Here is a 20,315-nt window from a genome sequence, read left to right as displayed (position 1 = left end):
ATCCATTCAAAAACAAACTACTGGTGAACACACTTGAATGGAGGATAACTATGGCAAAACAGGATAATTCAAATCACAGAAGATCAAATAGCAGCGCGCGAATTAACAGTATGATTGAAAATACAAAGAAGAATATTCAAGAAGCAGAAATTAGTATGGAATTTGCAGGGAAAGAAGAGTTAGAACATCTTCAAGAAAAAAATGAGCGCAGACGAACAGAGATTTACCGGAAAGAAGAAGAAAAAAGAGAAAAAGCGGCTGAAAAAGCTTGGCGCGATAGCTTTGATTAAATAGGAAAACAAGACAAGCAGCAAATGATTGCTGCTTGTTTTTACATATAAAATATTTGATTTTGATTTCAAAAGGTGAAAAACTCTGTATAATAAAAAAGTGTAATTTTAGCATATATAAATAGATTATTATGACAAGTAAACAATTTTTTATCAGAAGGGATTTAATATATGAATATGATGGGACATTACAATAGTGCCCTTTTAGCGTTATCTGTAGGTATAGCAATAATTTCTTCATACACTGCCTTAAATATTATTATTAGGCTTATGTCGTTAAAAGGAGGGCTTAAGCAGCTATGGTGGTGGGTAGGAGCTGCTACTTTTGGTGCAGGCATCTGGTCAATGCACTTTATTGCAATGCTTGCGCTTAAATTGCCTATGCCAGTTTCCTATAGTGTATTTTGGGTATCTTTATCTTTTATATTAGCAATCCTGGCAAGTGCAGTTGCTTTTCTAATTGTTAGCCGAGGACTTAAAAGAAAGATTTATATACTAATAGGTTCATTATTTATCACAACCGGTATTGTATCGATGCACTATATAGGTATGAAGGCGATGAATATGGGGATGGATATTTCATATGACCCTATTCTTTATCTATTGTCATGGTTGATAGCATTTGCAGCTTCAGTCGTATCCTTATATTTATTTTTTTATTTCCAATCTAAAACAGTTGGGATGCAATTGCAAAAGTGGATGAGCTCTGTAGTCATGGCGGGTGCAATCGCAGGCATGCATTTCACAGGAATGGCAGCAATGAAAATGAAACCAAACCATGAGATGCTCCATTTTAAGAGAACAGCTATTGATAGTGGTGTTTTAGCTTATACAGTAGCCGGCGGCATGCTGTTCATCTTTGCTTGTATTATCGGAGGTTTTTATTTAGATCGTCGTTTTCAACAAACGTCTACTGAATTGGAGTTCAAAGATAGCATATATCAGTCGATAATTCTTACGGCAAGTGATGCTATTGTTTTATGTAATTCAAGGGGTATGATTATTTCCTTTAATAAAGCAGCAGAAATCATTTTTGGTTATAAAGAAGAGGAAGTCCTTGGGAAGCAGCTTGAAATTATTATTCCCATGGAATATCGCGAAGCACATCGTAAAGGAATGGATCGTTATCTTAGAACAAAAGAGCCACATGTAATTGGTCGAATGGTAGAATTAAAAGGATTACGAAAAAATAATGAGGAATTTCCTTTAGAATTGTCTCTTTCTGCATTAAAAAAAGGGGATGAAACATATTTCAGCGGCATTCTGCGCGATATCTCAGAAAGAAAAAGAACAGAAGAAAAGATAACGGAATTAGTTTATCGCGATCCGCTAACAAATTTACCGAATCGTAGGCTATTAAATACGCATTTAACGATGTGTATTGAACAAGCTGCAATAAGCGGTCAAATGCTAGCAGTATTGTTTATCGATTTAGATCGCTTTAAATATATCAATGATACATTAGGTCATGATGTAGGTGATGCATTTCTGATTGAAGTAGCTAAACGTATGGAAACATGTATACAAAAAAAAGATATGCTTGCACGTCAAGGGGGCGATGAATATATTATCGTTGTGTCGCATACTACACATCAACAAGTCGTAAGTTTGGCAAAAGAGATTTTGGAAAAGCTCAACCGTCCATTTTTACTTGGCGAGCATGAATTGTTTATTACTGGATCGATTGGTATAAGTATGTATCCCTCAGATGGAATGGAGCATGAGATTCTTATTAAAAATGCAGATACAGCTATGTATCGAGCAAAAGAGCTAGGGAAAAACAATTATCAATTCTTCACAGCTGAGATGAATAATATGATGGCGAAGAAAATGAATTTAGAAATAGGTCTGCGAAAAGCTATAGAAAATCATGAATTTGAGTTATATTATCAACCACAAATTGGTGTGGATACAGGCAAGGTGACAGGAGTGGAGGCCCTAATCAGATGGAATCATCCAGAAATTGGCCTGGTTCCGCCAAACGATTTTATCCCACTCGCTGAAGAAACAGGTCTAATTATTCCGATGGGCTATTGGATTCTACGAGTTGCCTCACAGCAAGCCAAAAAATGGATAGACCAAGGCTTTGATGATTTAAGAATGAGCGTGAATATTTCCTCAAGGCAATTTCAACAACCTGATTTCGTTGAAACTGTCCAGACAATACTATCAGAGACAGGATTGCCAGCAAAAAATCTTGAATTAGAGCTTACTGAATCGATTGTTCAAAATCCAAAATCTGCGCTCCCTGTGATGGAACAGCTAAAAGCAATGGGTGTTAAACTTTCTTTAGATGATTTTGGGACAGGCTATTCTTCTTTGAGTTATTTACGCTCATTCCCGCTTGATACGTTAAAGATTGATAAGTCTTTTATTCGATATATCAATGAAGAAATAAAAGACGAGGCGATTGTAAAGACTATCATAAATATGGCCCATAGCCTCAAATTAAATGTGATAGCTGAAGGCGTGGAGACAGAAGAACAACTCTCTTTATTAAGCGACAATGACTGCCATGAATTCCAAGGTTACCTATTTAGCCGACCTGTGAAAGCAGATGAGTTACAAGATATTTTAGAAAATCATAAAGCGCATAAAACCGATTGATCTTTTCAATCGGTTTTTATATTTGTTCTATTATTCACCTAGATGATTATCCTAGTCATAGATTCATTTGACTTTATGTATACATTTGTATACACTAAAAATGTTGATAGATAAAAATTTCTAAATGAATAAGATGCAAAAATCATACAGAAGAAATGGGGCGGAAAAATGTTTGTACAAATACGAAGATGGATTCTAACTGAAGGACATGCTAATAATATTATTGATCGTTTTTCAAAAAAACCGGGTGAAGGACCTTCATTAATTGAGCAACGCGATGGGTTTATTAGTAGAGAATTGTTATTGAAAAATACCCGGCGTGGCGAAGAAGAAGTTGTGATGATTATTCGTTGGGATTCAGAAGAGGCATGGAAAGCTTGGGAGAAAAGTCCTGAGCATATTGCTGGCCATAAGAAGCAAATTAAAGAACATGGCGGCAAGCCCCCAAAACCTGAGTATGTTATTAGCATGGAAAATAGTAACTATACAGTTGTTGAATAACAAGAACGAAAGGAAGATACTCGAATGAGTGTCTTTTTTTATATGATTTTTCAATAAGGAGTTAATATTGAATAACAAATTTTTAGAAGGATAATTTTTAAATTAGTTAGAGATTATCAATGTCCAAAGCACGTTTATTGACTTCTTAATGGACAAGAGTATACTTTTATTTTAACGTATGATAAAAATATTGCATTAAAAAACAATATGAATGAAATATTGAATAATTGAATGGAGGATGAATATGAATCAACAAATGCAAAAACAAATTACTTTAAAACAACGTCCTGTTGGGATGCCGAAAATGGATGACTTTGATTTTATTGATACGCCAATCGGGACAACTTCAGCTGGGGAGGTATTAATCCGTACAGCTTATATTTCGGTTGATCCATATTTACGCGGTAGAATGCAGGATACCAAATCATATATAGCTCCGTTTGAGTTAAATAAGGTAATCACTTCTGGTGTTATTGGCCAAGTAGTGGATTCTAAGTCGGAAAGTTTTTCGAAAGGTGACGTAGTACTAGGTAATCTTGGATGGCAGGAATATTCTGTTGTTAATGAGAAAGAAATAAAAAAAATTGATAAAAATTTAGCACCAGTCACAGCTAATCTAAGTATTATAGGCATGACTGGATTAACAGCATACTTTGGACTACTTGATATTGCGAAGCCAAAATCAGGTGAAACAGTTGTTGTATCTGGAGCTGCAGGCGCAGTTGGGTCGACTGTTGGACAAATTGCTAAAATAAAGGGAACACGAGTAATAGGAATTGCTGGAACAGATGAAAAATGTCAATATTTATTGAATGAACTAGGATTTGATGAAGCCATTAATTATAAAAAAGAAGATGTTCCAACAGCTTTAGCTAAAGCATGTCCCGAAGGAATTGACATCTACTTTGATAATGTGGGTGGCACCATTTCAGATGCTGTATTCCCGCTTCTTAATAAATTTGCACGAATTCCTGTTTGTGGAGCTATATCATCCTATAATGATGTAGAAGTGGATATGGGGCCTCGAGTTCAAACAGCACTTATCAAAACAAGTGCCCTTATGAAAGGTTTTACACTAGGTGATTACTCCGACCGAATTGGAGAAGGGTATAGCGCACTTGCAACATGGTTAAATGAAGGAAAGCTCAAATACGAAGAGACAATTGTAGAAGGGTTTGACCATGTTATTGACGCGTTTCTTGACCTATTTAAAGGAGCAAATTTAGGTAAGCAATTGGTTAAAGTTTCGGAAATAGACTGATAATAAGTGGTTCTCGTAAGCAAAAAGCATTCCAACGATGGGAATGCTTTTTTGCTTACAAATAATAGAGTGTGTGAATCTTTCTCTAGAGTTAATATCTCTGTTAAAGTTAATACTATTTAATGTAGCCGAAAAATGGAACGGACACTTAGTTAAAAATATGTACTCTTCCTACATATTTTACTTTACCAAGATCATATTTAATATTTACAATCATTACATAATCTCCAGTTGCTTTTGGATAATTATATGTTCTTATTTGGTCATCTATTTCGGGATTAAAATTTGCTCTTCTTTTAACATATAACTTTTTGTTTTTATAGAAAGATACATTTATTTTTTCTACTTCAGCTGAATAGCTTTTAAATTTTTTATTCGCAGGTGTTAGCCCCAGACTTTCTTCTACTCCTGCTTGTAAGTTGTTTTGCTCTTGTTTCTCAGCAAATTTGAAAATATCATCAACTTTCATATTTTCAGATGAATCTTGAGACCAATCCACTTGTGCAATACCTAAAACAATGTCTCCAGAAGCACTAGCTAAGTTTACACTTGGGGGGGAAGTGTCTGAATTTGATGTAGATGAACAGGCGGTTAGAATGATACAAAATAAGAGTAGTATGTTTAATTTAAGTTTATCTTTCAATTTGATCACCTCTATCTATCACCAACAGATACAAAATATACTATTATAAGTAATTATCCTTATAAAAAATTTCTTACATGAGTTTAACATTAAAATGGTAAAAAATCATATATATGTGTTAAAAATGCGCTGAACAAATGTATGGTTTAAATACAAATAATAAATGATAGGGGTGTGTCATTTATGAGAGATAGAGGATCAGTTGTTATATTAGAAAATAAGAAAGTTTTACTCATTCAAAGAATTAGAGATAATTCTATTTACTATGTTTTCCCTGGTGGAGGAATCGAGATTGGTGAAACACCAAAAGACGGAGCTAAAAGAGAAGCCTTCGAAGAATTAGGGGTAATTGTAAACGTTAATGAGTGCATTTTAGAAGTCGAATATGATGGTACTCAATATTTTTTTCTATCTGAAATCATTTCTGGCACTTTAGGAACTGGCCAAGGAGAAGAATACACTAACATAAATAGAGATAGAGGAATGTACTTGCCTGTGTGGATGGATATAGAAAGATTATCGTCTATTGATGTAAGACCTCAGGAATGTGCTTTAAAGGTTCAATCTTTACAAATCAATTCATCTAAATAGTACAAGGGAACTCCTAGTGGTTAAGAGGTTTCCTTATTACGAGAAACGAAGGAGGTTATGTTTATGAATTATGGAGATGATTTATTCAAAGGAACAGCCTGGTATTATTCTAGGTTTAGGCCTATCTATCCGTCTTATTTATTTAGATTTTTAGTCAATAAGTTTTCTCTAGATGGTCAAGGTAATATGTTGGATTTAGGGTGTGGAACTGGGGAAATAGCTTCTAGACTTTATGATTGGTTTGATTCAATAATTGGTATCGATACGGAATATGAAATGCTAAATGAAGCAAAGGAATTTAAGGAAAAATTTCGAATCCCAAACATTGAATATTTTAATGGTGATTTAAATCAATTTATTTATGAAATGAGTGTTTCAAATATTAAATTAGTAACAATGGCAAAATCATTTCACTGGATGAATAGGGAGGAGGTGTTAGAAAAATTATATAATCTTATTATCCCAGGAGGAGGAGTAGCAATCATTGATAACTATATTCCTAATAAAGGATTCACTCTATGGGAAAATAAGGTGAAAGAGGTGATAAGTAAATGGTATGGAGATAAAAGAAAAGCTGGAAATACAATTTACGCTCATCCAGATAAAAGTCATGCAAGTATAATAGAAAACTCTAAATTCAAGTTAGAAATACATAATCTACCTTCTTACAAATATCGTTGGACAGTAGATTCAATTTTAGGGAATATATATTCAACCTCATATGGCGCTAAAAGATTTTTAGGGGACAATATTTCTGGCTTCGAAAATGAACTCAGAAATGAATTATTAAAAATAAATAATTTAGGATTATTTGAAGAAGATATTAATATCTCTGTTAAATTGGCCTTAAAGGTTTAGGGCGAATTATTACAAATAATTAGGAATACAAAGAGAAGAACTGTTTTTTTACCTCTTGTTCCATAGCAAAATAGTATGAAGAGTTTATTTCTGTAAATTAATTACATATATTTACTCTTCATACATATTTCACCTTACCTAGATCGTATATAATATTTTCAACCATTACATAATCACCAGTTGCTTTTGGATAATTATATGTTCTTATTTGGTCATCTATTTCGGGATTAAAATTTGCATGAAGAATATTCTTCTGACTTTGTTCAGTCTTAGGTCTAATATTATTTGAAAATATAGAATGTTATATTTTATTTATCGAAAGGAGGAAGAATATTTGAATATCAATCAAGTAATACTTAAGACGAAAAGACTAGAAGAAATGAAAAAATTTTATAGGGATATTCTAGAATTACCTATAGAAATCGTTACAAATGGTAGCTTTAAAATAAAATTTGGTCTTACAATAGTTGAGTTTACCAATTTTCATGAGGCAGAAGAACCTTTTTACCATTTTGCATTTGATATCCCTAAAAATCAATTTCAAGCTGCTAAGGAATGGGTTAAACAAAAAGTAACGCTTTTAAAAGAAGAAGATCAAGATGAAGTATATTTCGCAAGTATAAAAGCAAATTCTTTATATTTTGAAGATCCATCGGGGAACATTGTAGAATTTATTGCAAGATTAGATAATCCATCGAGCCATGTTCCTTTTACTGCAGCAAATATTATAAAAATGTCTGAAATAAGCTTAGTTGTTAAAGATAAAGTGCAGGCTGCAAAACAATTAAGGGAACTTTCCATTGTTGAAAGGGATGGAGAAGAAGTAACGAATGATAATACATTATCTTTTATGACAAAAGGAGATTTGCCAGTCTATTTATTATTAGTAAATCCGAAAAGAAGATGGTTTTTCTCTAATAAAGTAGCTACTGTGTTTCCTTTAGATATAATGTTAGATTCTAAAATTAATATTGGGGTCAATGATGACAATAAGTTTTATATTGAATAATCATAGTAAGCGGTACTGTTTTATAATATTAGAACCATCTTTATAGACAATAAGACTTTTACCATCAGAAGTAGTTTCTAATATATTGTATACCTTAGTTCTAGTTTTTGAAGGGAAAAACCAAATCTTTGCTAATTCTATAGATGATCAAAGTAAGATGCAAATTACAAATGAAAAGAAGGGGAAATGATAAATACTATTTATCAAATATAGCCTATTCAATGAAAGGATACTAGCGATTGAAAATTCCCTATAAGGATATTCTAAGTGAGAAAAACTTTACTTTTTTGTTATTTGGAAGACTCTTCAAAAGAAGCTCTTTAACATTGTTTAGTCTGGAACTCATCTGGTTAACAATAAAGCTGACTAATAGTTCACCATTCTATTTGTCTTTGATAATTATGGCGCAAACGTTACCATTTATTGTTTTTGGTATTTATGGTGGAGTAAAGGCGGATAAATGGAATAAGAAGAAAATAACAGTAATATCTGATTCTCTTATTGCGATATTAATTCTTGCTATTCCAATACTATTTTTTTGGGGATTTTTAAATTATTTTATTTTAATATGTACAGCCGTCCTAATTAGCATTCTTAATTGCTTTTCAGAACCAAGTTTTCGTGCTTTGTTACCTGAACTAGTTACAGATAATAAATTACAGAGAAGCAACGCTCTATTAGATTCTATTCAACGTGGTGCTAGTATTCTAATCCCAGCTTCAGTAGGAATAGTTGTTAAATTTACTGATCAAATACACATTTTCACTCTAGCATTCATTTTAATGAGTATTTCGACTGTATTTCATTTGCTAATTAACTATCAGGTTCCTCAGTTTAATACTAGTCAAAGTGAAGAAGGAACAGTAAGTGAAATTAAATCGACTTTAGCTTATTTAAAGTCAAATAGAAGTATTCTTATTATTATACTTGTTCAATTTATAAGCATACTGATAAATACAGGGTTGTGGCGTGTGGGATTACCTATTTATTTGGATAAAAATTTAGAGAAAGATATTTCAACCTTCGGAATTATTACAGGTATACTTGGTGCAGCAGCATTTGCTACTTCTATTATGCTTGGTACATTGAAAAAACTTAAACCATTAATAATTTTTAATATAGGGATTATCCTATGGGGAAGTGGTTTGTTAGTAATTGGTTTATCACCATCTATTTTTATGATCTATCTAGCAACGATTCTTATTGGAATAGGTCAGGCAAGTGAAGGGCTTGGAAGAATTGTATTAATCCAACAACAAGTACCAAATAATATGCTAGGTAAAGTGTTTAGTATATCATCATCTATTAATTATACAAGTGACACAGTATCGTTGGGTATTATGAGTAGTATCCTAGCAATTCTTTCTACAACTAGTGTATTTTGGGCTGGTGGAGGGATTATACTAACAATTGGTTTGATAGGTTTTAATTCATTGAGAAAAGAAAATAACTACTGAAAAAGGAAAATCTACGTTAAGGGATTGAATAGTTTGATAAGGCTTTCTGATAATGATATAGATAATCTTACTAATCATTGACTATTTAAATACAGTTCACTTTTTACTAGGATGTAGAATTCAGCCTGTACTCTCACTTAAAACTAGCAGGGTAAAAAGGGCATAGGCGTTATTAAACTCTATATATTGATGAGTAATACATAAAGGAGCTCCTGTTCCCATCTTGAAAAATTCAAACGAACCATGAGAAGTGTTAATTAGATGTTGAGTCCATATAATAATACCTCCAATAATAAATATAAATAGATTGTAATATTGATAAATAAACTGGAAATTAATTTTCATATATCTCATTAAAGAAATCAGTAGATAGTATTGAATTGAAGACAAATATGCACCGAATAATGATAGGATTATTAGGGTAGACTTTATGTAAGGGAGGCAAAGCCTCTCTATTTTTTATATGAAAGAAGTGATGAACAAAAATGCCAAATGAGAAAAAAGCTAATAGACTGATAAATGAGACTTCTCCTTACTTACTACAGCATGCATACAATCCTGTTAACTGGTATCCATGGGGAGAAGAGGCTTTTACCGTAGCTAAAGAGGAAGATAAGCCTGTCCTTGTTAGCATTGGCTACTCGACTTGTCATTGGTGCCATGTCATGGCTCATGAATCATTTGAAGACGAAGAGGTTGCATTTTTATTGAATAAATGGTTTATCTGTATAAAAGTCGATAGAGAAGAGCGACCGGATATTGATTCAATCTATATGAATGTTTGTCAAATGATGACTGGCTCTGGCGGATGGCCGCTTAATGTTTTCTTAACACCAGATCAGAAACCTTATTTTGCTGGGACTTATTTTTCAAAATACAGTATGTATAAAAGGCCAGGGATGATGGAAATTCTGCCTTATCTCGCAAAGGCATATCATAAAGAACGAGATAGAGTTGATGAAGTAGGAGCGCAAATTATGGATGCTCTTTCAGATCTGTCTAAACCTGAGAAGTCTGCAATACATGAGGATGCTGCTGGTAAAGCATATGGCCAATTAAAGCAGGGGTACGACAAAGTCTACGGCGGTTTTGGAACAGAACCTAAGTTTCCAAATCCAAGCCAACTATTATATTTACTAAGGTATTATAATATGACAGGAGAAAAAGAAGCTTTGGAGATGGTCACTAAAACATTGAATGCAATTTATCGAGGCGGGATATATGATCATATCGGCTTTGGTTTTGCAAGATATTCAACGGACCGGATGTGGCTTGTACCACACTTTGAAAAAATGTTATATGATCAGGCGCTTCTAATACAGTGCTATACAGAAGCATATCAAATAACGAAAGACGAAAAATACAAACAGATTGTCTATGAAACAATTAAATTTATAAAACGTGAAATGCAACATCCAGATGGCGGTTTTTATAGCGCAATTGATGCGGATAGCGAAGGAGTTGAAGGTAAATATAATACATGGGATTATGATGAAGTTATAGACATCCTTGGTCCAGAAATAGGAAAGGCATTCGCAGAGGATTATGATGTGACACTAGGAGGTAATTTCGAAGAGGTTAATATACCAAATTTAATTCATACACAGAATAGAAAATTATCAAAAGAAAAGCAAGAAGAATGCCGATTAAAATTATTAAAGGCTAGAGAAAAGCGAGTCTATCCTCATGTAGATGATAAAATATTGACTGCATGGAACACGTTGTTGATTGCCGCATTAGCAAAGGCTGGTGGAGTGTTTGAAGAAAAAACCTTTATTGAATTAGCGCAAGAAGCGGATGTTTTTTTACAAAAAAACGTAGTAAAAGAAAACGAACTATATGTTAGCTATAGAGAACAAAAAGTTTCTCAACCTGGATTTTTAGATGATTATGCAAACTATCTATGGGCCCTTAATGAATTATATCTTGCTACTGGTAAAAATGAATATCTTAAACGAGCACATCATATGGCAGATCAAACAATTGAGAATTTTCATGATGATGAACATGGAGCATTTTTCCTAACGAGTCATGCTGCAAGCCCTTTGCTTGTAAGAGAAAAAACGGCAATCGATAATGCCTATCCGGTAGGGAATAGTACGCTTGCCGTTCAAATGTTTCGACTAGGAAAGCTCTTGGAAGATGATAAATATCGAAATTTGGGAGATGAGATTCTTCAAACATTTGCCTCTGATATTAATCGTTATCCTGGAGGTACATTTTGGCTGCTTCAAGCTTTACTTGCCTACCAAGCGCCTTCAAGTGAAATCCACATCAACAATCCAACTAGAGGTATAAAGAATGCTCTTTTTTCCTTCTATCGACCGTTTGATGTTTGGCATATAAAGGATGAAGGACCATTTGAAATGCAAATATGCGAGGATTATGCATGTCAACTGGCGATCCATAATGAAGAGGAAGCTCTCAAAAAATTAGGACATACTAACATCGCCGATTAAAAAAATCGGTGATGTTTTTTTGATAGTAATACATTCTAGTAAAAATTTATTGATTTAATATGAGTATAAAGTTATAGCAATGAGATGTCATAAAAATAGGTTTGTTTATCATTTAATTAACATATTTAGAAACAAATTTCGAAAAATAATGTCGAATTTACTGATATATCATGTATACTATATAATGTAGAAAAAGAGCGAGGGGGTGAAAAATGGTGGATAAAGACCTACAAAATGTGAGTAAATTAAAAGTAAATTTGCCTACTCATGGAGTTTCTCAAAAACCCCTTGATGATATCCACCAATTCATAGGCAAGATAAAAAAAATCCACCTATTACTCACTCAGAATACATACATAAAAGATACAGCAAAAGCATTAGGGTATATTATTGATGATGCGGTACAAAATCCGACAGTTCTATTTGTTGGCATGAGAGGAACGGGCAAAACTACTCTCTTGAACACTTTATTAAAAAGACCTATTTTAAGTCATTTGAAAGAGGCGCATTTAGCAGTGAGTTCTATTTTTCGATATGCCGAAAAGGAAGAGGTACGTGCTCACTTTTATGATGGACAAGTAGCTTCTTTTGGCATTGAACATGTAGGGCTATTTACTTCTATTGATACCTCAGGTGCCAATATATTGCGTGAAGGGTTGGATTTTATTGAAATATTTATTCAAAATCCGCTCTTAAAGACTGTGACCATTATGGATGCTACGCTAGTACAGTTTAAAGGGAATAGAACTGCCTATATAAAAGAGAGCTTTTTACAGCGGGCAGAGGATATTTTCTGGATTGTAAACGCTAATCGTGAGATCCAGAAAGTGGAGTTAAACTTAATGAAGAAGAGCTCAAACCATATAAAGCCGTTATTTATTTCTAACTTTATGAGCTCAACTGGTTCGGTTTTAGAAGACCAACAGATTGAACACTATATAAGAAAAAGGGTCTCAGTATCTGCATTACAAGCAAATCAAGCACTCGCTCATAATGACAAAGAACAGTGGCAGCAAAGCAATATTGACATGATATATAAAGAAATAGAGCAATCAGCGAGCGATCGTTCAAAACGAATACCTTTTATTATTCAACGTTTGGCTCATTGGGTTAAAAGATTTCGAGCTGAATTAGAAATTATAGAAGAAAGAGAACCCTATAACTCATCATTGAAAACATTAACAAGTTTTATAGAAGAATTTGATGAATTAAAAGATACTCAGTATGAAGAAAATCAATTTGTCGCTGAGATGATATCAGAATATGAAAAATTAAGTTGCTTATTTAAAGAGATTCATACACTTTATCAGCTCGTGCAAGCATTAAAACAACAGGATTTATTTAAGGAAGACAGTATTTTCGGAAAATTTAAGGAATTGGCAGAACATTATCTTGAAGAAGTAAGAGATTACCGAAAAATGCGATATCAGTATACTGTTCAATTTGATATGCTAGATCAAAAATACAAAAGGATAAATGGACGATCTATTTTATCTTTTTTATTCGGCAAACGGGAAGAAGACCTTTATTTTATAAATCAAGCGAAAGAACTGAACGAAACTCAACAACTACTTGAACAAAAGTACAAGTCCGTGCTACGTCAAGAAGAGCTTTTGATAGAATTGGTTCCCGAAATATTAATTCAGCTCAACCAAACGGTCCGAAATAAATTAGAAGAGATACTTAAAAGTATTTCAGCTGTAGAATATGAAAGACTTGCAGCTCATACAAAGATACAGCAAGCTATTAAAAAATTAAGTACTTTTGATGATATTGTAGAAGCAAAGCAATGGGTTATCATGTTGGCTAAAGAAGAGTTATTAAATAACTCAATATGGTTGACAATAGAAGAAAGAGATAGAGTAGTGGAGGATATAAAAGCAATTGAAAGCGTACGCTTAGACTATTCAATTTTTATACAAGAGTATGAAAACTTGAAACTAAAAGAACCAAGCCAAGTACAGTCTCTTGTTGTCGTAAAAAATCCTTATTATGCTTTGACCTTAAAAGATGGGGATATACGAATGCCTTTAGAACCGCCACCACCTTTTTTAGAATTGAATACAGATTAAAAAGGAGCTGCATTTTATGCGCTCCTTTTTACTTTTGCTGCTATAAAAAATGCTCCTGCAGCAGCAATCGCCGCAAGCAAGAAAGTAGGGAAGAATACTGGACCAGAAAATACAACATTGCTTGGCAAAGATTCGCTTGCTTGCCATGCCTCCGTTAAATTAGGCGTATACCAGGCAGTAAGAAGGATACCAGATGTAAAGTGGTAGACAAAGTATAGAACGATAAAGGCAAAAAGAAAAACTATCCATTTTCTCACAAAAACACCTCCTTTTAACGTATTACGTACTAGGAGGTGTATATGTTTCAAATGATTTTCAAATGTTTATATTTTCTTTTATTAGGCAAATGATTAATAGAACACTTTATCCGTGTTGTACTTCGCGCGAAGCTTATTAATTGCATATGTTTCGTAGATTTCTCTTTCCATTGGATCATCAATGATGAATGCTTCAATTTTGTGCACTTCATCACGGTGATCTTTTAGTGGAGATACATTATCTTCAAAGTGCTTTTTTAATCGTGGGCGCATTTTGCGTGCTTTACCTACAAATAATAGCTCGTTGGCATCGTTAAAGAATAGCAATAATCCACCTTTATCACGAGGAACCTTATGGAAGTCTATAAATCCAAAGACTGAAGGGATGATTGCTTCTCCTTCTTTTGGATTTTGTTCACGCTGGCGAATCACTACATCAGGTTTTGGCATTTCAATTTTAATCAAAATAATTCACGTCCTCTTACATTAATAGAAGTTTATACTAGCACAGTTAAGCAAGAAAAGCTACTCGTCTAGTTGTATTGTAGTATTACATCTTTTATATATCACATACTACAATCGATGCGGAGACTATAAAAAAGGAGTTATACAACTATGAATAAATATACTGAACTTAATAAGAGCTTTTTAAATGGTCAATGGGAAGAAGGGGAAGAAAATAACACTTTCGATATAGAGAATCCATACAACAATGATGTATTAACCACCGTCAAACTGGCATCAAAAAACCAGGTTGAAGAAGCCTTTGACAATGCTAAAAAAGCGCAAAAAGAGTGGGCAAAAGATTCACAAAAGCGTCGTGATGTCATGGAAAAAGCAATCCAATATTACAAAGATAATAAGGATGACATAATCGATCTTTTAGTTATTGAGTCAGGAAGCAGTGTTTTGAAGAGTAATATTGAATATAATAATACGGTCGCCGTAATGGAAGAGTCATTAAAAATGGTTGATAAATTAGGACAAGTTACTGAAACGCCTTCTATTATTGAGAATAAGGTCAATTATTCCTATCGTTTACCGCTTGGCGTCATTTCATCCATTGCTCCTTTTAACTTTCCAATGTATTTATCAATGCGTACGATTGCTCCAGCACTTGCGCTTGGTAATGCGGTCGTTCATAAAGCAGACTTGCAAGTGGGGCTTTGCTCAGGTTCATTGATTGCTAAGGCATTCGAAGCAGCGGGAATGCCAGCTGGTGTTTTCCAATCAATTTTGACGAAATCCTCTACGATTGGCGATACAATGATCGAAAACAAAAATGTAGCACTAATTAGTTTTACTGGTTCTACAGAAGTCGGCAAACGGATTGGCTCTATTGCAGGTGGCCTTTTGAAAGGTGTTGCTCTAGAACTAGGAGGAAACGGACCATTTGTAGTATTAAAGGACGCAGATATTGACCAAGCAGTAAAAGCGGCAGCATTTGGGAAGTTCCTACATTCGGGCCAGATTTGTATGATTACCAACCGCATTATTGTTCACAAAGATTTGTATGATGAGTTTGTAGAAAAATTCGTTGAAAGAGTTAAAAATATTCCTTATGGAGATCCGAGGGATCCTAAAACAATCATTGGACCGTTAATTAACGAAGGTCAAGTAAAAAAAGGTGTTGATAATATCCAAAAGGCGATTGATGCAGGTACTGAAGTATTGCTAAAAGGTGAAAGAATAGGGAACGTGTTAACACCAACTATTTTCGGACATGTTAAAAATGACAGTGAACTCGCACAAACAGAATTATTTGCTCCAATTGCTCCGATTATCAAAGCTGATAGCGATGAAGAGGCTATTGAGATGGCAAATGACACACGATATGGGCTAAGCTCTTCTATATTCAGCGGTAATATAGAAAAAGCAACAGATTATGCATTATATTTGGAATTTGGTATGACTCATGTCAATGATCAACCTGTCAACGACGAACCAACAGTACCATTTGGAGGTATGCGTGACAGTGGTGTAGGTCGATTCGGTAATCCAAGTGTTGTGGAAGAATTTACGTATCAAAAATGGATTTCTGTTCAAACAAAACCGCGAGAATATCCATTTTAAAAAAGAAGTCGCTTGAATGAAACATTCAGGCGGCTTTTCTTATTGAATTAAGATAAAATGGTATTGAGTGGAGAAAAATTATGCATATAATAGAAAATATGGAGTTGATAATTAGTGGAAATTCAATTTGTACCCGGTAATCTCGAGCTTTTAAAAACACCGTATTATGCAGATTTCTTCTATGAAAATATCATCATTTATTTTAACGAGGAGAATACAACAGATGCAGTATTTGAATCAGCAGTACATGGCACTTTTCTACTCAAACTAGGCGAAGCATTAATCAATCTTGTGAAAACAAAAGAAACACAGAAGGTCGAATCTATTGGTACTACTATTTCTTATCGTATTTCACAAACGGATCATACAATTTATATAGTAAAATATAGTGGAGATGAAGAGATAGAAAAACATTTGTGCCGTTATAATTTGTTTTTTGAAGGGCTAACTCTTGCGACCAAAAACTACTTACATACGATCAAAAGAGAGAATCCAAGAATTGTTTTGATTGACCAATACCAGCTATTGGCGAGTTGCTTTATCAACTTTGATCAAATAAGACTATTAGAGCTCCAATAAATTTTTGACCTGGCTTTATAGAGATTATATAATAAGCTTCAGGAGCATAGAAGGAGTGGGTCTTTTGCAAGAGAAATGGACATTTATGGTAGACGGCACAGCATATTTCTGCAAAACGATGGAAGAGGCGATCTCAGAACTACCCATTGAAGAAATTGATGGGGAAGAGTATGTAAAGATCAAACATAAAGATCTTAAAAGATTAGTGGAATTTTATTTAAAAGAACACGCATCAGATATTCAATTTTAAACATCTTATACGCTTCTTTACCTAGTATTTTCAGCTTAAGAATGATAGAAACCCAAGAATATAGCTATTCTTGGGTTTTAGCATTTTTAGAATGGTTTTAAATTGAAGTTCTTTTTTCTTTAATGGAAATAATCCATTTTAATAAAGGTGGTGTGACAACAGTTGTAAATACAACTGCGATAATCATAGGAGTATAGTACTCTTCAGAAAATAGCCCTTTTTGAAATCCAAGTCTGGATGTTATTAATGCGACTTCCCCTCGAGAAACCATGGCAATACCAATTAAAATCGCTGATATTGTATTAAATCCAGTAATTCGTGCACCGATACCTGCGCCCACAATTTTCGTTAGAACAGCAACAACACATAGAATAACAATCAACCCTATATGCTCACCAATTCCTTTAAAGGAAACAGAAAGTCCGATACTTGCAAAGAATACAGGAATAAATAAAACACCTACTGATGGTAAAAGCTTTTCTTCAAATTCTATACGAGATTTGTCTGCTGCTAGAGAAAGACCTGCAAAGAATGCACCGATAATATTACTAATACCCATGAAATCGGCGAAATATGAATAAGCAAAACAAAGTACAACTGCAAAAACTAGCGAAATATCTGTAGATTTAAATTTTGCTACAATTTTAGAAATGACGGGCACAACTTTCCAATTCGCAAGAATAATGACCGCAAAGAAAATTACTTGCTTCAATAACACTGTTGGGATGGATACATCTCCCCCGACAGTAATACTGATAACGATTGCCAGTAAAATCAGGCCAAGTATATCATCAGCAATGGCTGCGCCTAACACTGTAGCACTTTCTCGTGTTTTTAATTGATTGAGCTCACGGAAAGTCTGTACGGAGATACTAACCGAAGTAGCTGTCAACACAATACCTAAAAATAATGAATGTGTAGGATCCATGCCAAAGCTCTCACCGATTAAATAACCTCCTACTAGAGGTAGCACAACACCGAAAACCGCTACAGTCAATGCTGACTTTGTATTAGAGGTTAAATCTTTAATATTTGTTTCAACGCCAGCGAAGAACATTAAAAATATAACACCAAGTTCACTAAAGGTATGTAATAATTCATTATCATCGATATTGCCAATCAATCCTAAAACTGCTGGTCCGATAATAATCCCCACAATTATTTCCCCGAGCACACTTGGCTGTCCAAATCGAACAGCAATGGCTCCCGCTATTTTTGTTGCGAGTATAATAATCACTAATTGAAGTAGTAATTCCAATAATCTGCCCCCTTAACCAAAAGAAGTTTAAAGATTCGAATAATTGAATGCCTATAGACTCCTCATTACTTTTGTTTTGTCTGCTAAAAACATTATGTTTCAATAATATCATAAAATGTATACCTTTGGCTAAATAAAACTATGAAAACACTCATACTGGTAAATATATTCGTATAATTGCCATAGATATAACCCCAGCTAATACAGTTACAGATAAACTTTTTGTCCATATTGCCAAAAGAAGCGTTGGAATAAAAGCAAATACAACAGACCAGTTAAGAGAAGTTATTCCATCGCCAGGTACAAGCAAATTTTCTACAACGAGCGCGCTTAAAATACATATTGGAATGAAAGAGAGCCATTTCATTACTATGGAAGGAAGCTTTACGTGTTTTACAAAAAGAAATGGAATAATTCTTGGGAGCCATGTAACAATTGCACAGCCAATAATTGTCCATATCATTATATTCATACTCATCGATCCATCACCACCCCAATAGCAGCTGCGAAGATTGTTGAAAGTATAACTGCCAAATGTAATGGCATAAAATAGGAGAATATATACATAAGAATTGCTACAATCCCGATTAAGCATAAATTTTTTGTGAGCTTTGTTTTTCCGACGCTTTGCAATTGCAATACGAGAAGCGCTACAAACATTGCAATTAAAGCAAAATCAAGCCCCCACTTTTCAGGCGCTGTAATCCATTTGCCAAGCAGTGCACCTCCAAGACATGATACAATCCAAGCTGCATAGGCAGTAATATTAAGCCCATCCAGCCATCTTCCACTCATTTCTTTTGTCTGCATTAACTTGGTGATTGCGACGCCAAAAGTTTCATCAGTCAACAATGAGCCAAATCCAATGTTGCGCAGGTAGCTGTATTTCGTAAAATAGGGCGCAACAGAAAGACTCATAAGAAAGTGTCGAAGGTTTACTATGAAAATCGTGAAAATAATCACGAGAGGTGGAGTCCCACTCAGAACAAGCGCACAAAAGATAAATTGTGCTGAACCTGCATAGACCAATATGGTCAATAAAGCAATTTCTATCATGTTTAATTGGGATGCTGAGCCCACAATGCCAAATGCCACCCCAATACTTATGTATCCTAACAGTGTAGGAATGCAGTCTCGTATACCTTGCAAGAAAGGATGTTTTACTTGCTCATATTGGACATTCTCTACCGAACTGTTCAACGAATCACTCCTTTTATTATATTCTCTTTATCATACATAACTTTATGGATGTTTTATAGCACTTTTTTCGTTCCAGCGCTTCTGAAAATTTTCAAGTTATTGAAAAAACAAAAAGGAGAGCGTTCATCGCTCTCCTTTCCATTTAGAGTGTCATATTTGCTTAATATGATCTGTTTAGTTTGTAAGCACAGTTAAACGACTACACTCCTATTTATTGTGGATGCTTTTGGAATGATTAACAAGCTCCACCGCCGCCGTAACCGTAACCCATGTAAGAAGCTCCGACAATAATTAACAAGATGAATAGAACAACTAGTAATGTAAAGCCCATATTTATGCACCTCCTTATGAAAAGGTATTAATATAATATGCATTTTGCTTTACACTCATTGGGTAAATGTGTAGAAAACAGGCTTAAATGCTTGAAGCATTTTTTATGATTATTCCTGTTGGGGCGAATTATTAGGATACAATAATACAAAACCCCATGCCTTCACATCCCACTGACTGTACTTTATCTTATGTAGTGCGAGTTAAAGTTGCTTGGGTGAATGATTAGGATTGGTTTTGAAGTCGAACGTAACGATACTTATCTTTAATGTATTGTTTAAAAATTCTTTCAGGATGATTAGTTTCAATTAAGTCTTTATGAACGAATGGTGGAACACCATAATATTCAAAGACGCCATCTTTTATGAATTGAATCCGTAAAATCATTGCGCCCTCGTCATATCCAACTGCTTCTAATTTTGAGGAATCTATCTTTATCCATCGCATTATGAATACCTCCTTAATCATTATATCTTTTATTAATAAGATAACAGAATTTTTAAATAATTTAAAGCGGTTTTTTTCTATTGAGTGTCACAGACAAAAGAAAAAATAATCAAGTTTGAAATAGATTCATGGCATTCTTGTGAATTAAAATAAAAAGATATATATCAAAGGCG

The 20,315-nt window shown here is 34.0% G+C and carries 21 protein-coding genes; 13 read left to right on the top strand and 8 right to left on the bottom strand.

Going from position 1 to position 20,315, the window contains the following annotated elements:
* Nucleotides 1–50 precede the first annotated feature (50 nt).
* From RST01_RS01515 to RST01_RS01500, 4 genes are all read left to right on the top strand, one after another.
* Entirely contained in the window at nt 51–290 is a 240-nt protein-coding gene (locus tag RST01_RS01515) for a hypothetical protein (protein ID WP_147193571.1), read from the top strand.
* A 171-nt stretch (nt 291–461) separates the two neighbouring features.
* Nucleotides 462–2,897, top strand: coding sequence for a bifunctional diguanylate cyclase/phosphodiesterase (locus RST01_RS01510; RefSeq protein WP_147193570.1), 2,436 nt, complete (start codon nt 462–464; stop codon nt 2,895–2,897).
* A 168-nt stretch (nt 2,898–3,065) separates the two neighbouring features.
* Complete coding sequence (locus tag RST01_RS01505; RefSeq protein WP_147193569.1) at nt 3,066–3,398, top strand: antibiotic biosynthesis monooxygenase family protein; 333 nt, start codon at nt 3,066–3,068, stop codon at nt 3,396–3,398.
* Nucleotides 3,399–3,642: 244 nt separating this feature from the next.
* Entirely contained in the window at nt 3,643–4,659 is a 1,017-nt protein-coding gene (locus RST01_RS01500) for an NADP-dependent oxidoreductase (protein WP_184117494.1), read from the top strand.
* A 148-nt stretch (nt 4,660–4,807) separates the two neighbouring features.
* Here the strand turns inward: RST01_RS01500 and RST01_RS01495 are convergent, their stop codons facing one another.
* Complete coding sequence (locus RST01_RS01495; protein WP_147193567.1) at nt 4,808–5,302, bottom strand: hypothetical protein; 495 nt, start codon at nt 5,300–5,302, stop codon at nt 4,808–4,810.
* A 183-nt stretch (nt 5,303–5,485) separates the two neighbouring features.
* Between RST01_RS01495 and RST01_RS01490 the strand changes: the two genes are divergently transcribed.
* The 6 genes from RST01_RS01490 to RST01_RS01465 all read left to right on the top strand — a co-directional run bounded on the left by RST01_RS01490 (nt 5,486) and on the right by RST01_RS01465 (nt 13,748).
* On the top strand, nt 5,486–5,893 hold the full coding sequence (locus RST01_RS01490; RefSeq protein WP_147193566.1) for an NUDIX hydrolase: 408 nt from the start codon (nt 5,486–5,488) through the stop codon (nt 5,891–5,893).
* Between the two features lie 63 nt (nt 5,894–5,956).
* Nucleotides 5,957–6,751 carry a class I SAM-dependent methyltransferase gene (locus RST01_RS01485; RefSeq protein WP_147193565.1) on the top strand — a complete coding sequence of 265 codons (795 nt, stop codon included), beginning with the start codon at nt 5,957–5,959 and terminating at the stop codon, nt 6,749–6,751.
* Nucleotides 6,752–7,085: 334 nt separating this feature from the next.
* On the top strand, nt 7,086–7,760 hold the full coding sequence (locus tag RST01_RS01480; protein WP_147193564.1) for a toxoflavin lyase-like VOC family protein: 675 nt from the start codon (nt 7,086–7,088) through the stop codon (nt 7,758–7,760).
* A gap of 239 nt (nt 7,761–7,999) precedes the next feature.
* A complete protein-coding gene (locus RST01_RS01475) occupies nt 8,000–9,217 on the top strand; it encodes an MFS transporter (protein ID WP_147193563.1) in 1,218 nt (405 codons plus the stop codon).
* Nucleotides 9,218–9,702: 485 nt separating this feature from the next.
* Complete coding sequence (locus tag RST01_RS01470; RefSeq protein WP_147193562.1) at nt 9,703–11,676, top strand: thioredoxin domain-containing protein; 1,974 nt, start codon at nt 9,703–9,705, stop codon at nt 11,674–11,676.
* Between the two features lie 212 nt (nt 11,677–11,888).
* Nucleotides 11,889–13,748, top strand: a complete 1,860-nt coding sequence (locus RST01_RS01465) for a P-loop NTPase family protein (RefSeq protein WP_147193561.1) — start codon at nt 11,889–11,891, stop codon at nt 13,746–13,748.
* A gap of 14 nt (nt 13,749–13,762) precedes the next feature.
* Here the strand turns inward: RST01_RS01465 and RST01_RS01460 are convergent, their stop codons facing one another.
* Both RST01_RS01460 and RST01_RS01455 read right to left on the bottom strand, forming a co-directional pair.
* Nucleotides 13,763–14,005 carry a hypothetical protein gene (locus tag RST01_RS01460; RefSeq protein WP_147193560.1) on the bottom strand — a complete coding sequence of 81 codons (243 nt, stop codon included), beginning with the start codon at nt 14,003–14,005 and terminating at the stop codon, nt 13,763–13,765.
* Nucleotides 14,006–14,098: 93 nt separating this feature from the next.
* Entirely contained in the window at nt 14,099–14,470 is a 372-nt protein-coding gene (locus RST01_RS01455) for a nucleotide excision repair endonuclease (protein ID WP_066786822.1), read from the bottom strand.
* Between the two features lie 150 nt (nt 14,471–14,620).
* Between RST01_RS01455 and RST01_RS01450 the strand changes: the two genes are divergently transcribed.
* From RST01_RS01450 to RST01_RS01440, 3 genes are all read left to right on the top strand, one after another.
* Nucleotides 14,621–16,078, top strand: a complete 1,458-nt coding sequence (locus RST01_RS01450; protein WP_147193559.1) for an aldehyde dehydrogenase family protein — start codon at nt 14,621–14,623, stop codon at nt 16,076–16,078.
* Nucleotides 16,079–16,192: 114 nt separating this feature from the next.
* Entirely contained in the window at nt 16,193–16,657 is a 465-nt protein-coding gene (locus tag RST01_RS01445; RefSeq protein WP_147193558.1) for a hypothetical protein, read from the top strand.
* A 64-nt stretch (nt 16,658–16,721) separates the two neighbouring features.
* Nucleotides 16,722–16,907, top strand: a complete 186-nt coding sequence (locus RST01_RS01440) for a hypothetical protein (RefSeq protein WP_066786829.1) — start codon at nt 16,722–16,724, stop codon at nt 16,905–16,907.
* A gap of 97 nt (nt 16,908–17,004) precedes the next feature.
* On the opposite strand, the gene RST01_RS01435 is transcribed toward RST01_RS01440, so the two are convergent.
* The 5 genes from RST01_RS01435 to RST01_RS01415 all read right to left on the bottom strand — a co-directional run bounded on the left by RST01_RS01435 (nt 17,005) and on the right by RST01_RS01415 (nt 20,142).
* Nucleotides 17,005–18,165 (bottom strand): cation:proton antiporter, encoded by a 1,161-nt coding sequence (locus RST01_RS01435; RefSeq protein ID WP_147193557.1) that lies wholly within the window; start codon nt 18,163–18,165, stop codon nt 17,005–17,007.
* Between the two features lie 151 nt (nt 18,166–18,316).
* On the bottom strand, nt 18,317–18,643 hold the full coding sequence (locus RST01_RS01430) for an AzlD domain-containing protein (RefSeq protein ID WP_147193556.1): 327 nt from the start codon (nt 18,641–18,643) through the stop codon (nt 18,317–18,319).
* Nucleotides 18,640–19,365, bottom strand: coding sequence for an AzlC family ABC transporter permease (locus RST01_RS01425; protein WP_147193555.1), 726 nt, complete (start codon nt 19,363–19,365; stop codon nt 18,640–18,642). Before RST01_RS01425 ends, RST01_RS01430 begins: the two co-directional genes overlap by 4 nt.
* 235 nt (nt 19,366–19,600) lie before the next feature.
* Nucleotides 19,601–19,696, bottom strand: coding sequence for a YjcZ family sporulation protein (locus tag RST01_RS01420; protein WP_084246876.1), 96 nt, complete (start codon nt 19,694–19,696; stop codon nt 19,601–19,603).
* A 224-nt stretch (nt 19,697–19,920) separates the two neighbouring features.
* Nucleotides 19,921–20,142, bottom strand: a complete 222-nt coding sequence (locus RST01_RS01415; RefSeq protein ID WP_147193554.1) for a KTSC domain-containing protein — start codon at nt 20,140–20,142, stop codon at nt 19,921–19,923.
* Nucleotides 20,143–20,315 lie beyond the last annotated feature (173 nt).

The sequence above is a fragment of the Rummeliibacillus stabekisii genome (assembly GCF_007988965.1).
GTDB lineage: Bacteria > Bacillota > Bacilli > Bacillales_A > Planococcaceae > Rummeliibacillus > Rummeliibacillus stabekisii.
This window is presented reverse-complemented; position numbering and strand designations above follow the sequence as displayed.

Coding starts and splice junctions, on each gene's coding strand:
- RST01_RS01490 (WP_147193566.1), top strand. CDS start 5,486: ATGAGAGATAGAGGATCAGTTGTTATATTAGAAAATAAGAAAGTTTTA.
- RST01_RS01500 (WP_184117494.1), top strand. CDS start 3,643: ATGAATCAACAAATGCAAAAACAAATTACTTTAAAACAACGTCCTGTT.
- RST01_RS01515 (WP_147193571.1), top strand. CDS start 51: ATGGCAAAACAGGATAATTCAAATCACAGAAGATCAAATAGCAGCGCG.
- RST01_RS01510 (WP_147193570.1), top strand. CDS start 462: ATGAATATGATGGGACATTACAATAGTGCCCTTTTAGCGTTATCTGTA.
- RST01_RS01470 (WP_147193562.1), top strand. CDS start 9,703: ATGCCAAATGAGAAAAAAGCTAATAGACTGATAAATGAGACTTCTCCT.
- RST01_RS01505 (WP_147193569.1), top strand. CDS start 3,066: ATGTTTGTACAAATACGAAGATGGATTCTAACTGAAGGACATGCTAAT.
- RST01_RS01415 (WP_147193554.1), bottom strand. CDS start 20,142: ATGCGATGGATAAAGATAGATTCCTCAAAATTAGAAGCAGTTGGATAT.
- RST01_RS01430 (WP_147193556.1), bottom strand. CDS start 18,643: ATGAGTATGAATATAATGATATGGACAATTATTGGCTGTGCAATTGTT.
- RST01_RS01450 (WP_147193559.1), top strand. CDS start 14,621: ATGAATAAATATACTGAACTTAATAAGAGCTTTTTAAATGGTCAATGG.
- RST01_RS01465 (WP_147193561.1), top strand. CDS start 11,889: ATGGTGGATAAAGACCTACAAAATGTGAGTAAATTAAAAGTAAATTTG.
- RST01_RS01420 (WP_084246876.1), bottom strand. CDS start 19,696: ATGGGCTTTACATTACTAGTTGTTCTATTCATCTTGTTAATTATTGTC.
- RST01_RS01485 (WP_147193565.1), top strand. CDS start 5,957: ATGAATTATGGAGATGATTTATTCAAAGGAACAGCCTGGTATTATTCT.